13 protein-coding genes and 2 tRNA genes are annotated in these 13,846 nt (G+C 60.4%); 1 reads left to right on the top strand and 14 read right to left on the bottom strand.

Translation table 11 applies throughout. The annotated features are described in order from the left end of the window. The 11 genes from B2V21_RS11675 to rlmE form a co-directional block, all read right to left on the bottom strand. The coding region (locus B2V21_RS11675; RefSeq protein ID WP_286916935.1) for a translation initiation factor IF-2 N-terminal domain-containing protein at positions 1-899 on the bottom strand (899 nt) is incomplete at its 3' end. Between the two features lie 26 nt (positions 900-925). After that, positions 926-2,407, bottom strand: a complete 1,482-nt coding sequence (gene nusA, locus B2V21_RS11680) for a transcription termination factor NusA (RefSeq protein ID WP_043190771.1) — start codon at positions 2,405-2,407, stop codon at positions 926-928. A 59-nt stretch (positions 2,408-2,466) separates the two neighbouring features. Continuing rightward, complete coding sequence (rimP, locus tag B2V21_RS11685) at positions 2,467-2,925, bottom strand: ribosome maturation factor RimP (RefSeq protein ID WP_049858705.1); 459 nt, start codon at positions 2,923-2,925, stop codon at positions 2,467-2,469. Positions 2,926-3,056: 131 nt separating this feature from the next. Further along, a tRNA-Met gene (locus B2V21_RS11690) sits at positions 3,057-3,133 on the bottom strand. A 100-nt stretch (positions 3,134-3,233) separates the two neighbouring features. Further along, a tRNA-Leu gene (locus B2V21_RS11695) sits at positions 3,234-3,319 on the bottom strand. A 54-nt stretch (positions 3,320-3,373) separates the two neighbouring features. Further along, on the bottom strand, positions 3,374-3,760 hold the full coding sequence (gene secG, locus B2V21_RS11700; RefSeq protein ID WP_082223522.1) for a preprotein translocase subunit SecG: 387 nt from the start codon (positions 3,758-3,760) through the stop codon (positions 3,374-3,376). Between the two features lie 4 nt (positions 3,761-3,764). After that, positions 3,765-4,520, bottom strand: coding sequence for a triose-phosphate isomerase (tpiA, locus tag B2V21_RS11705; RefSeq protein WP_049858669.1), 756 nt, complete (start codon positions 4,518-4,520; stop codon positions 3,765-3,767). Positions 4,521-4,586: 66 nt separating this feature from the next. After that, positions 4,587-5,927: a phosphoglucosamine mutase gene (glmM, locus tag B2V21_RS11710; protein ID WP_049858668.1), complete on the bottom strand. Its 1,341-nt coding sequence runs from the start codon at positions 5,925-5,927 to the stop codon at positions 4,587-4,589. Positions 5,928-5,943: 16 nt separating this feature from the next. Next, on the bottom strand, positions 5,944-6,795 hold the full coding sequence (gene folP / locus B2V21_RS11715; RefSeq protein ID WP_122743198.1) for a dihydropteroate synthase: 852 nt from the start codon (positions 6,793-6,795) through the stop codon (positions 5,944-5,946). 35 nt (positions 6,796-6,830) lie between these two features. Further along, complete coding sequence (gene ftsH / locus B2V21_RS11720; RefSeq protein WP_049858666.1) at positions 6,831-8,741, bottom strand: ATP-dependent zinc metalloprotease FtsH; 1,911 nt, start codon at positions 8,739-8,741, stop codon at positions 6,831-6,833. A 197-nt stretch (positions 8,742-8,938) separates the two neighbouring features. Next, the gene (rlmE, locus tag B2V21_RS11725) at positions 8,939-9,583 is read right to left on the bottom strand and encodes a 23S rRNA (uridine(2552)-2'-O)-methyltransferase RlmE (protein ID WP_049858665.1); all 645 of its coding nucleotides are present in this window, start codon (positions 9,581-9,583) and stop codon (positions 8,939-8,941) included. A gap of 100 nt (positions 9,584-9,683) precedes the next feature. Here rlmE and B2V21_RS11730 point away from each other — a divergent pair, with 100 nt between their 5' ends. After that, positions 9,684-9,992, top strand: coding sequence for a YhbY family RNA-binding protein (locus B2V21_RS11730; protein ID WP_286916937.1), 309 nt, complete (start codon positions 9,684-9,686; stop codon positions 9,990-9,992). 15 nt (positions 9,993-10,007) lie between these two features. Here B2V21_RS11730 and B2V21_RS11735 read toward each other — a convergent pair whose 3' ends face one another. From B2V21_RS11735 to carB, 3 genes are all read right to left on the bottom strand, one after another. Continuing rightward, positions 10,008-10,358, bottom strand: a complete 351-nt coding sequence (locus tag B2V21_RS11735; protein ID WP_090361969.1) for an MFS transporter — start codon at positions 10,356-10,358, stop codon at positions 10,008-10,010. Between the two features lie 73 nt (positions 10,359-10,431). Beyond that, on the bottom strand, positions 10,432-10,908 hold the full coding sequence (gene greA, locus B2V21_RS11740) for a transcription elongation factor GreA (RefSeq protein ID WP_043190787.1): 477 nt from the start codon (positions 10,906-10,908) through the stop codon (positions 10,432-10,434). Continuing rightward, the coding region (gene carB / locus B2V21_RS11745; RefSeq protein WP_286916936.1) for a carbamoyl-phosphate synthase large subunit at positions 10,905-13,846 on the bottom strand (2,942 nt) is incomplete at its 5' end. The genes greA and carB, both read right to left, overlap by 4 nt.

Consider the following 13,846-nt stretch of genomic DNA (forward strand, 5'->3'; position numbering starts at 1 on the left):
TCCTGATCCAGCACCTGGTTGATGGTGGCCGGAGTGCCCAGCTTGAACATGAACTTGATGATCTCGGCAGCCTTGACCGACATCTGCGCAGCGAGATCGCCGACAGAGATGGTCTCGCCGATTTTCACGTCACGCACCAGAGGACCGGTAGGACTCTGGAAGCCGTGGGCGTTGCGCTTCTTCAGCTTGCCCTTGCCACGACCGCCACGACGGAAGCCATCGCTTTCTTCGTCGGTGGTACGAGGCGCGGCGCGCGGAGTCGGAGCCTTCTCCTTGACGGTGGCACGGTGAGGCTGGTTCTTGCGCTCGCCATCACTGTTGCCACTGCCGCTGCGACGATCGTCGTTGCGCGGCTTGTCGGGACGACGAGGCTCTTCCTTCTTGCGCTCGGGCGCCGGTGCCGGAGCAACGGCAGCCACATCGACGCTCGGTGCCGATGGAGCTGGTGCCGGTGCGGCAGGGGCGTCCGTCTGAACGGTGCTGCCAGGCTGCTTGCGTGCTTCTTCTTCGGCACGCGAACGGGCTTCCTGCTCAGCCTTCTGACGGGCAGCATTTTCCGCTGCGCGACGCTCTTCGAGCTCACGCTTCTGCTCGGCCTGGATTTCTTCCGGGCTGCGCTGAACGAATACTTTCTTCTTGCGTACTTCTACGCTGATGCTCTTGCTACCGGCCACACGCAGGGTGCTTTGGGTCTTGCGCTGCAAGGTAATCTTGCGCGGTTCTTCCGCTTTCGCCTTGTGGCTGCTTTTCAAATGAGCCAGCAGAGCCTGCTTCTCATTGTCGGTCACAACTTGTCCGGCGTCGGTGTGCGGCAGACCTGCCTCACGCATCTGCTGAAGCAGGCGCTCTACCGGTGCGGCGACCTCTTGGGCCAATTCTTTCACCGTGACTTGCGTCATGCACTTCTCTCCTCAGGCCGCGCCAATTACTCGAACCAATGGGCTCGGGCGGCCATGATCAACTTGCCGGCACGATCTTGGTCAATGCCGTCGATGTCGAGCAGGTCGTCAATCGACTGCTCGGCCAGGTCTTCGCGGGTAACTACGCCGCGCACCGCCAGTTCCATCGCCAAATCCTTGTCCATACCCTCAAGCGAGAGCAGGTCTTCGGCCGGATGGGCGTCTGCCAGCTTTTCCTCTGTAGCGATGGCTTTGGTCAACAAGCGATCCTTGGCCCGAGCGCGAAGCTCGTTGACGATATCCTCGTCAAAGCCGTCGATGTTGAGCATCTCTTCCAACGGTACGTAGGCAATCTCTTCCAGGCTTGTGAAACCTTCGTCAACCAGTACCTGGGCCAGTTCTTCATCGACTTCCAGCTCATCGATGAAGTTGCGCAGGATGTCACCGGTTTCCGCTTGCTGCTTGGCCTGGATGTCCGATTCGGTCATCACGTTCAGTGTCCAGCCGGTCAACTGGCTGGCCAGACGCACGTTCTGACCGCCACGACCGATGGCCTGAGCCAGGTTGTCGGCGCCCACGGCGATGTCCATGGCATGGGCGTCTTCGTCGACGATGATGGCCGCGACTTCCGCCGGGGACATGGCATTGATGACGAACTGTGCCGGGTTATCGTCCCAGAGGACGATGTCGACGCGCTCGCCGCCCAACTCGCCGGACACAGCCTGCACACGCGATCCGCGCATGCCGATACAGGCACCCTGCGGGTCGATGCGCTTGTCCTTGGAGCGAACGGCGATCTTGGCGCGCGAACCCGGATCACGGGATGCGGCCATGACTTCAATGAGGCCTTCAGCGATTTCCGGCACTTCGATGCGGAACAGCTCGATGAGCATTTCCGGCGCGGTGCGCGAAAGAATCAGTTGAGGACCACGGTTTTCGGTACGGATTTCCTTGAGCAGTGCACGCAAGCGCACACCGACACGGAAGGTTTCCCGCGAAATGATATCTTCCCGAGCCAACAGGGCCTCGGCGTTGTTGCCCAGGTCGACGATGACATTGTCACGGGTCACTTTCTTGACCGTACCCGAGATGATCTCGCCCAGACGCTCGCGGTAAGCGTCGACCACCTGGGCGCGCTCGGCTTCGCGAACCTTCTGCACGATGACCTGCTTGGCGGTCTGTGCAGCGATACGACCGAACTCGATGGAGTCGATCTTCTCTTCGATGACATCACCCACCTTGGCTTCGGGATGGGTCAATACAACCTTGCTCGGCCAGGTTTCGATGGCCGGATCGTCCAGATCGGCTTCCTCGACGACCGTCCAGCGACGGAAGGTTTCATAGGAGCCGGTGTGGCGATTGATTTCCACGCGAAGATCCACTTCGTCTTCGAAGCGTTTCTTGGTCGCGGTCGCCAGAGCAATCTCCAGCGCTTCGAATATTACGCCTGCCGGTACACCCTTTTCATTGGATACCGACTCAACAACCAGCAGTACTTCTTTGCTCATCGTACGCCTCGCCTTTCGCAAGCCATTGGATCCGCGGGACCCGCAGTATCTGGCACGTCTCAGTCAAAACTGGGAATGATATTGGCCTTGTCGATCGAATCGATCGGCAGCAGGAATTCGTGTTCGTCTACTCGAATCACGACATCCTGGTCCTCCACACCGTGGAGAAGGCCCTGAAAGTTGCGTCGTCCTTCGAAAGGCGCGCGCAGCTTTATCTTTACTTGTGCTCCGGCGTACGCTGCAAACTGTTCGATGGTGAACAGCGGGCGTTCCATGCCTGGAGAAGAAACTTCAAGGGTGTATTCGACCGTGATGGGATCTTCGACATCCAGCACACCACTGAGCTGGCGGCTGACGATGGCGCAATCGTCCACCAGCACGCCGCCCTCTTTATCGATATAGACACGCAAAAGTGAATGGCGGCCTTGAGCCGAAAACTCAATACCCCAGCATTCATAGCCTAGGGCCACGACCACCGGGGCCAACAAGGCCTGCAACTGTTCTAGCTTGCTCGACACCTGAACCCCCTCGTGCATGCTGTGCAAATAAAAAATGGGCGAAGCGCCCATCCCGGATACGCCGTTGAATACCGGCGCTAAGAACTGTCCAGCTAACAAAAAGCCCCTTTGAAAAGGGGCCTTGCTAAAACTGGTTGCGGGAGCTGGATTTGAACCAACGACCTTCGGGTTATGAGCCCGACGAGCTACCAGACTGCTCCATCCCGCGACAAAGCTGGGGCGAAAGTATACGACCGAACCCGTTTTGGGTCAATCCAAGCTTCCACCGACAAGAAAGCCCGCAACAGCGGGCTCTCCTGATTACTAATTGGTACCGAGAAGGGGACTCGAACCCCTACACCCTATGGGCACAACCACCTCAAGGTTGCGTGTCTACCAATTCCACCACCTCGGCAATACAACGTTTGAAACCCTTACCGCTTTTGTAACCCTGATACTCTTTCGAGAATCATTTTTGCTCTTGAGCCTGAGGAACGTCAGCAGCAGGAGCTGCATCGGTCTTTTGCTCTTGAAGCACCGGAACATCATCTGTAGCCGGCTTCTGCCGTGGTGCTTCGATAACCGCTGGATCTGGCAAACCTACTTGAGTCAGCTGTTGAGCTTTCTCTTTAGCAAAGTAACCTAACCCCAAGCTGGTTATGAAGAAACAGGCGGCTAGTATAGCAGTAAACTTACTAAGAAAGGTAGAGGAACCTTGGCTTCCGAAGACAGTATTTGATGCACCTGCTCCGAACGACGCGCCAGCGTCCGCACCTTTACCCTGTTGCAGCAAAACCAGAGCGACGACGCTCAGGGCACCCAACAGATGAAGAACGACTACGACTGTTTCCAGCATTTTCTCAGTTTCCCGCGGCGCGACAGATCGCACCGAAATCATCTGCATTCAGGGAAGCACCACCAATCAGGCCCCCATCGATATCCGGCATGCCGAACAGTTCGGCCGCATTGGCCGCTTTGACGCTACCGCCGTACAACAGCCGCACAGCTTGTGCGACCTTGGCATCTTCTGCCGTCAACTGGGCGCGGATGGCAGCGTGCACATCCTGAGCCTGTTGCGGCGTGGCCGTCAGCCCGGTGCCAATGGCCCAGACCGGTTCGTAGGCGATCACCGCACGGGTGAACGCTTCGATACCCAGGGCTGTAACCACACTGCCCAGCTGACGACCTACAATATCCAATGTCTGACCGGCTTCGCGCTCTTCCAGGGTTTCCCCTATGCACAGCACTGGCGTCAGGCCGGCCGCTTGCGCGGCGCGGAATTTCTCGATCAGCTGCTGTTCACCTTCGCCGATGACCTGGCGACGCTCGGAATGGCCGATCAGTACCAGTGAACACCCGGCATCGACCAACTGGCTCGAAGCCGTTTCACCGGTCAGCGCACCCTGCTCGGCCTGAACCGCGCAGTTTTGAGCACCGACGGCGACCTTGCTCCCCTGCAGACCCTCGACCACACGGTCGATGAACAGCAGAGGTGGGAACACCGCAACCTCGACAGAGTCGGGCAAGGACTGATCAGACAGACCCTTGATCAGCTCAGCGACGCTGGCGCGGGTACCATGCATTTTCCAGTTACCAGCTACCATGGGGCGACGCATGCTGTACCTCGTCGATCAAAGTGGGCGCAGATGTTACCCAACGCAACGTTCACTGGCAAGCCGTATTCAGGCGCAAACTTCACTCACCAGTCTGGCAAGCTCATCGGCATAGCCACGCACGACCTTTTCGTCGTCGCCTTCGACCATTACCCGCACCAACGGCTCGGTCCCGGACTTGCGCAACAGCACCCGCCCACGGCCACCCATGGCCTGGGTGACGCGCTCGCACGCCTCCTTGACCGAAGGATGCTCGACCGGATTGACGTCGCCACCGGCGAAGCGCACGTTGACCAATACCTGAGGGCACTTGCGCAGCCCTTGGCGGGCATGGGCAAGGGTTTCATCACGACGCTTGAGGGCCAGCAGCACCTGCAACGCAGCAATGATCGCGTCACCCGTGGTGGTGTGATGGCAGCAGACGATGTGCCCGGAATTCTCGCCGCCCAGCTGCCAGTCGCGCTCCTTGAGCTCGGCCATGACGTAGCGGTCACCGACGCTGGCGCGCACGAACGGGATGGAGAGATCCTTGAAGGCCAACTCCAGCCCCAGGTTACTCATCAGGGTCCCCACCACACCGCCGTGCAGTTTGCCGCGCTCCTGAAGGTCGCGCGCGATGATGAACAGCAGGTCGTCGCCATCGACGATAGCGCCGGTATGGTCGACCATCAGGACGCGGTCGCCGTCACCGTCGAACGCGATGCCCAGGTCCGCGTGCCCGATCAGCACGGCAGCCTGCAGCGCTTCCATGTGGGTGGAGCCACAGTTGTCGTTGATGTTCAGGCCGTCGGGCGCTGCGGACAGCACCGTAACCTGCGCACCCAGCTCGCGAAAGACATTCGGGGCAACTTTGTAGGTGGCACCATGCGCACAATCGATCACCAGTTTGAGACCGGCGAAATCGGTGGTGGTAGGCACACTGCTCTTGCAGAATTCGATGTAGCGGCCAGCCGCGTCGTTGATGCGTGAAACCTTGCCCAGCTTGCTGGACTCGGCCACGGTCATGGGTGCATCCATGAGCTCTTCGATCATCGATTCGACTTCGTCAGGCAGTTTGGTGCCCTGACCGGAGAAGAACTTGATGCCATTATCATCGTGCGGATTGTGCGAGGCGCTGATGACGATACCGGCCTCGGCGTGGAACGTGCGCGTCAGGTAGGCAATGGCAGGCGTTGGCATCGGGCCCAGCAGCAGCACGTCGGCGCCAGCCGCTGACAAGCCGGCCTCCAGCGCGGACTCGAACATGTAGCCGGAGATGCGCGTGTCCTTGCCGACCAGTACGCGGCAGGCGCCCATCTTGCGGAAAGCCATGCCCGCCGCCCAGCCCAGCTTGAGCATGAAGTCAGGGGTGATCGGGTACTCGCCGACACGGCCACGAATGCCGTCGGTGCCAAAATATTTCCTGCTCATAAGTACTCCGTAATTCTTATTCGGCCGCTTCAACGGCGGCGATCATCCGAACGACATCGATCGTTTCGGCCACATCGTGGACGCGGAGGATCTTTGCCCCCTTGGTCATCGCCAGGGCAGCCAGGGCCAAGCTGCCGTTGAGGCGCTCGGTCACGGGCTTGTTCAGGGCCAGGCCAACCATGCTCTTGCGCGAAACGCCCACCAGCAAGGGCCGCCCGAGCGCATGCAGTGCCTGCATATGCTTGAACAGGCTCAGGTTGTGCGCATGCGATTTGGCGAAGCCGAAGCCTGGGTCGAGGAGTATACGCTCAGCCGGGATGCCTGCCGAAGCGCAGGCTTGCATTCGTTCGAGCAAAAAGCTCGACACCTCGCCCAACAGGTCGTCGTAATGGGGATGATCCTGCATGGTGCCAGGCTCGCCCTGCATGTGCATCAGGCAAACCGGCAGGCCGGTGGCCGCCGCAGCGTCCAGCGCGCCGTCACGACGCAGCGCACGCACATCGTTGATCAGACCGGCGCCGAGCCGTGCACTTTCGCGCATGACGGCCGGAGTGGACGTGTCCACCGAGATGATCACATCGAGTTCACGGTTGATCGCTTCGACCAATGGCGCGACACGCTCCAGTTCTTCGACCACGGAGACCGGGCGAGCACCCGGACGCGTCGACTCGCCACCGATGTCGATGAGAGTCGCACCCGCCTCGACCATGGCCTGCGCATGACGCAGGGCAAGATCGCGCTGGTTGAACCGGCCGCCATCGGAGAAAGAGTCAGGAGTGATGTTGAGGATACCCATGACGTGCGTCTGGGTCAGATCGAGAACTCGGTTGCCGCAAGGCAACCGAGTGGGGTATTGCGAAGGGGTCATGTCAAACCTTAGGTATCAAGCGCGAGACGTCTGTTTCAGACTTCGGCCGCTGGACCACCGATGGGTGTCTCAGGACGCGGATCCGGTGCGATGGTGGTGCCCGAAGGACCCGAACCACCACCAGACCAGTCGCGAGGCTCACGTGGCGTACGGCCGGCCATGATGTCGTCGATCTGATCGGCATCGATCGTTTCGTACTTCATCAGTGCATCTGCCATCGCGTCCAGCTTGTCTCGGTTGTCAGTGAGGATCTGCTTGGCCGTGCCGTAGCACTGGTCAATGATGCTGCGCACTTCGGAGTCGATCACCTTGGCGGTCTCACCCGATACGGCTGCTGCGCCACCACCGCCGCCACGGCCCAGGTAGCCCTGGTCTTCGTCTTCGGCGTAGAGCAATGGGCCGAGTTTCTCCGACAGGCCCCACTTGGTGACCATGTTCCGGGCGATCTGGCTGGCACGCATGATGTCGTTGGAGGCACCGGTGGTGACGCCATCGAAGCCCAGGGTCATCTCTTCGGCGATACGACCGCCGTACAGCGAGCAGATCTGGCTGATCAGCGCACGCTTGGAGAGGCTGTAGCGATCCTCTTCAGGCAGGAACATGGTTACACCCAGGGCACGACCACGGGGAATGATCGAGACCTTGTAGACCGGATCGTGCTCCGGCACGACGCGACCAACGATGGCGTGGCCCGCTTCGTGATAGGCAGTGTTCTGCTTTTCCTTCTCGGACATGACCATGGTCTTGCGCTCGGCGCCCATCATGATCTTGTCCTTGGCGAGTTCGAACTCTTTCATCTCGACAAGGCGCTTGCCATTACGGGCAGCGAAAAGCGAAGCCTCGTTGACCAGGTTGGCCAGATCGGCACCGGAGAAGCCTGGCGTGCCGCGAGCGATGACAGCAGGGTTCACGTCGTCGCCCAAAGGCGCTTTCTTCATGTGGACCTTGAGGATCTGCTCGCGCCCACGGATGTCCGGCAGCCCTACCACGACCTGACGGTCGAAGCGGCCTGGACGCAGCAGCGCAGGGTCGAGTACGTCAGGACGGTTGGTCGCAGCAATGACGATGATGCCGTCATTCATTTCGAAACCGTCCATCTCGACCAGCAACTGGTTGAGCGTCTGCTCGCGTTCGTCGTGACCGCCACCCATGCCAGCGCCACGATGACGACCCACGGCATCGATTTCGTCGATGAAGATGATGCAAGGCGCATGCTTCTTGGCTTGCTCGAACATGTCGCGCACACGACTGGCACCGACGCCGACGAACATCTCGACGAAGTCCGAACCGGAAATGGTGAAGAACGGAACCTTGGCTTCACCGGCGATGGCCTTGGCCAGCAACGTCTTACCGGTACCGGGCGGGCCGACCATCAGCACGCCGCGGGGAATACGGCCACCCAGGCGCTGGAACTTGCCCGGATCGCGCAGGAACTCGACCAGCTCGCCCACTTCTTCCTTGGCTTCGTCGCAACCGGCGACGTCAGCCAGGGTGGTCTTGACCTGATCTTCGGACAGCAAGCGCGCCTTGCTCTTGCCGAAACTCATCGGGCCGCCCTTGCCGCCTGCCCCGCCCTGCATCTGGCGCATGAAGAACATGAACACCGCGATGATCACCAGGATCGGGAAGCTGGCCACCAGGAGCTGGGTCCAGATGCTTTGCTGTTCAGGCTGCTTGCCTTCGACCACGACCTTGTTGTCCACCAGATCGCCGATCAGGCCGTTGTCCTGAATGGCCGGGCGGATGGTCTTGAAGGCATCGCCGTCGGTGCGCTTGCCAGTGATGACATAGCCATCGACCGCAACGCGTTCGACCTTGCCGTCCTTCACCTGCTGGATGAAGTCGGAATAGTTGAGGGTCTGCGGCTCGTTGGGGCTGGAGAAGTTGTTCATGACCGTCACCAGGACGGCGGCGATGATCAACCACAGGATCAGATTCTTTGCCATATCGTTCAATTCGCTACCCTCTGAAGCCTGCTACCCGCAACCCGCGCAGGCGTGCTTCGCATGATGTTCACCGGCCAAACTTACTACATTGCCTGCGGCTACGCAGGCGGCGTCTGTAACCTTTTGTGAAACTTTGACTGCGTAATCTTCGTTTATGCTCAGCATGCCGCGCCATTTAATAAAAGCTATCGACAGCCTCAGACCTCTTGGTCCGGCTTTTCCACACCCTTGAAACCGCGGGCCAGCAGGTACTGCTCGCGGGAGCGGTCACGGGACGAGGAAGGTTTGCGCATCTGTACCTTCTCGAACATCTGCCGAACGGTCTTGTGATACACGTCGAAGCCTTCGCCCTGGAAGACCTTGATCAGGAAATCACCGCCCGGACGCAGGACCCGGCTGGCCAGGTCGAGCGCCAGCTCGCAGAGAAACATCGCACGGGGCATGTCGACTGCGGCCAGTCCACTCATATTGGGGGCCATATCGGAAATCACAAGGTCGACTTCCGAATTGCCGACGGCTGCCAGGATCTGCGCCAACACCGCGTCTTCGGTGAAATCGCCCTGAATGAAGGTGACATCGGGGATGCTGTCCATTTCCAGGATGTCGGACGCAATAAGGCGACCCTGGCCACCAATCAGACGACTGGTCACCTGGGACCAGCCTCCGGGCGCTGCGCCCAGGTCGATGACGCTCATGCCGGGACGGATCAGGCGGTCGCGTTCCTGTATTTCCAGCAGCTTGTAGCTTGCACGCGAACGATACCCGTCTTTCTGCGCCATTTTGACGTAGGGATCGTTGAAGTGTTCTTTCAGCCAATTGAGGCTTGTCTTGGAACGGGCCACGGGGCACCTCGAATAACGGGTCGTGATTAACTGGGCGGAGCCGAGGGCGCTCGGGTAAACTGGCCGCCGCTTTTTACAAGATCAGATGAAGGGTCAGATTATGCCGCTCACTCAGGAGCAGAAGAAACAGTACAAATCGATTGGTCACCATCTCAAGCCGGTTTTGATGGTTGCCGACAACGGTTTGACTGAAGGTGTTTTAGCAGAATTCGAACGCGCCTTGAGCGATCACGAGCTGATCAAGATCAAACTCAACATCCTCGACCGCGAACAACGCCTGCATGCCGTTGCCGAACTGTGCAAGGTCGGCCGTGCCGATCTGGTCCAGGTCATCGGCAAGATGGCACTGGTTTACCGCAAGAACCCGCAAGTGAACAAGCAGCTGTCGAACGTGCATCGATTCCGCTGATGCTCATGCCGATCCTCAAGGTCGCGCCCTGCGCGCCCTCGAGGGCACCGGCTGCACCACGAGCACCAAGCCGGTAACGCCCGCCACCAGATAGCACAACAACTGCCAGCGCACTGCATCGGCCAGCATCCAGGCCACGGCGAAATACGCCGCGCACGCCACCAATACCGCCCACAACAGCTGCCCGCGCGCGTCGCGCACAAGGCACGCCGCACCCTGCAATCGTGCCAGCAACAGCAGTTGCAGCACCGCGCAGAAACCGGCGAACCCCATCAGCATGGAGCCAGTCTGGCTACCGATATCTTCCACCAGCAGCGGAGCGAGGCCAACCTTGACCAGCGCTGGCAGCACACCGAAATGCAGCATCCACAGGCCACCGACCCAAAGCGTCTGGGTCAGTTGCCAGATGACGGCGCTCACCTGCCGGGACCGCGGCCGATCAAATGTGCGCGACTTCGACAATCTCGTACTCGATCACGCCACCAGGCGTCTTCACGGTGACCACATCGCCCTCTTCCTTGGCGATCAGGGCACGTGCGATGGGCGAGCCATGGGACAGCTTGCCGCCCTTGATGTCGGCCTCGTCTTCTCCCACGATCTTGTACTTCACGCGCTCGTCGGTCTCGACATTGGCGATTTCCACGGTCGTGCCGAAGATCACCTTGCCGGTTTTCGGAATCGTGGTGACATCGATCACCACAGCATTCTGCAAACGGCCTTCGATGTCGCGGATGCGTGCCTCGACCATGCCCTGCTCCTCGCGGGCGGCATGGTATTCGGCGTTCTCCTTGAGGTCGCCCAATTCGCGCGCCTCACCGATGGCCTGGCTCAAGCGCGGACGCTCGGTCTTGCTGAGAAACTCGTGTTCTTGCTCCAGGGCACGATGGCCCTGGACGGTCATTGGATACTTGATCATGCGTTGAGTCCTGCGTGGAGATCCTGCAAACGGCGCACGGTCTTTTCCGGACCGAACTTCAGCGCTTCACAGATCGCTTCGCCAGCGGCAATGGTCGTGGTGCAGTAGATCTTGTGCTGCAAGGCGTTGCGACGGATCGAGTAAGAATCGGCGATCGATTGACGACCTTCGGTGGTGTTGATGATCAAGGTGACTTCGTCGTTCTTGATCATGTCGACCACATGCGGACGGCCTTCGGTCACCTTGTTCACGCGACGTACTTTCAGCCCGGCCTCTTCGATGACGCGCGCGGTGCCTGCGGTGGCGACCACTTCGAAGCCCAGCGCGATCAGGTCGCGAGCGACGCCTGCCACCAGCGGCTTGTCGTCGTCGCGAACACTGATGAACGCGGTGCCGCCGGTTGGCAATACTTCGCTGGCGCCCATCTGGGCCTTGGCGAAGGCTTCTCCGAAGGTGTCGCCGACGCCCATCACTTCACCGGTGGATTTCATTTCCGGACCGAGGATCGGGTCGACGCCTGGGAACTTGGCGAACGGGAACACCGCTTCCTTGACGCTGTAGAAGTTGGGAATGATTTCCTGAGTGAAGCCGATTTCCTTCAGCGTCTTGCCGGCCATGACGCGCGCCGCGATCATCGCCAGCGAGGTGCCGATGCACTTGGACACGAACGGCACGGTACGCGAGGCACGCGGGTTGACTTCGATCACATAGATCTTGTCGCCCTGCAAGGCCAGCTGCACGTTCATCAGACCGATGACACCCAGCTCCAGGGCCATCTTCTTGACCTGCTCGCGCACTTCGTCCTGCACGTGAGCCGGCAGCGAGTACGGTGGCAGCGAGCACGCCGAGTCACCGGAGTGAACGCCGGCCTGCTCGATGTGCTGCATGATCGCACCGATGACTACGTCGGTCCCGTCGCACACCGCGTCCACGTCCATCTCGATGGCGCAGTTGAGGAAGTGGTCGAGCAGCACCGGGCTGTCGTTGGACACCTGCACGGCTTCACGCAGGTAGCGCTTGAGCTCGTCCAGTTCGTAGACGATTTCCATGGCACGGCCGCCCAGCACGTAGGAAGGACGCACGACCAGCGGATAACCGATGGTGCCGGCAGCACGAATGGCTTCTTCTTCGCTGCGCACGGTGGCGTTCGGCGGCTGCAGCAGGTTCAGGCGCTGGACCATCTGCTGGAAGCGCTCGCGGTCTTCGGCGCGGTCGATGGCATCCGGGCTGGTGCCGATGATCGGCACGCCGGCTTCTTCCAGCGCGCGGGCCAGTTTCAGCGGGGTCTGGCCACCGTACTGGACGATGACACCCTTGGGCTTCTCGACGCGCACCACTTCCAGCACGTCTTCGAGAGTCAGCGGCTCGAAGTACAGACGGTCGGAGGTGTCGTAGTCGGTAGAGACCGTTTCCGGGTTACAGTTCACCATGATGGTTTCGAAACCATCTTCGCGCAGGGCCAGGGCCGCGTGAACGCAGCAGTAGTCGAACTCGATGCCCTGGCCGATACGGTTCGGACCACCGCCCAGGATCATGATCTTGTCACGGTCCGACGGGTTGGCTTCGCACTCTTCCTCGTACGTGGAGTACAGGTAGGCGGTGTCGGTGGCGAACTCGGCGGCGCAGGTGTCGACGCGCTTGTAGACCGGGAAGATTTCCAGCTTGTGGCGGTGGCGACGCAGGTTCTTGTCGGTGATACCCAGCAGCTTGGCCAGGCGCTGGTCGGAGAAGCCCTTGCGCTTGAGGCGGAACATCAAGGCCTTGTCGATATCGGCCAGACCCAGGGTCTTGACCTTCTCTTCTTCCTTGATCAGGTCTTCCATCTGCACCAGGAACCAGCGGTCGATCATGGTCAGGTCGAAGATGGCATCTACGCTCATGCCGGCGCGCATGGCGTCGGCGACGTACCAGATGCGCTCGGCGCCCGGCACAGTCAGTTCGCGCTTGAGGATGCCGCTGGCTTCAGGGCTGCTCAGGTCGACTTTCGGGTCCAGGCCGCAGACGCCCACTTCCAGGCCGCGCAAGGCTTTCTGCAGGGATTCCTGGAAGGTCCGGCCGATGGCCATGACTTCACCCACGGATTTCATCTGGGTAGTCAGGCGGGCGTCGGCCTTGGGGAATTTCTCGAAAGCGAAGCGCGGCAGCTTGGTGACGACGTAGTCGATCGACGGCTCGAAGGACGCCGGGGTCTTGCCGCCGGTGATGTCGTTCTGCAGTTCGTCGAGGGTGTAGCCGACGGCGAGCTTGGCCGCAACCTTGGCGATCGGGAAGCCGGTGGCCTTGGAGGCCAGCGCCGAGGAACGCGACACGCGCGGGTNNCCGGTGTTCGGGCAGATACCGAACTGCACGTTCGAACCGCCGGTTTCCACGCCGATCTCGCGCAGGACCGCCAGGGAGGCGTTGCGCAGGATCTGATATTCCTTGTCGGTCAGGGTCTGCGCCGGTGCGACGGTGATCGAGTCACCGGTGTGCACGCCCATCGGGTCGAAGTTCTCGATCGAGCAGACGATGATGCAGTTGTCCTTTTTGTCGCGGACCACTTCCATCTCGTACTCTTTCCAGCCGATCAGCGATTCGTCGATCAGCAGTTCCTTGGTCGGCGACAGGTCCAGACCGCGGGCGCAGATTTCTTCGAATTCTTCACGGTTGTAGGCGATGCCGCCGCCAGTGCCGCCCATGGTGAACGAAGGACGAATGATGCACGGGAAACCGAGCTTCTCGAGGACTGCGTTGGCTTCTTCCATGCTGTGGGCGATGCCCGAGCGTGGGCAGGCCAGGCCGATGGACTTCATGGCCTTGTCGAAGCGCGAGCGGTCTTCGGCCTTGTCGATGGTGTCGGCGTTGGCGCCGATCATTTCCACGCCGAACTTGGCCAGCACGCCTTCGCGCTCCAGGTCCAGGGCACAGTTCAGGGCAGTCTGGCCACCCATGGTCGGCA

The sequence above is a fragment of the Pseudomonas sp. UBA6276 genome (assembly GCF_002438365.1).
Taxonomy (GTDB): domain Bacteria; phylum Pseudomonadota; class Gammaproteobacteria; order Pseudomonadales; family Pseudomonadaceae; genus Aquipseudomonas; species Aquipseudomonas coleopterorum.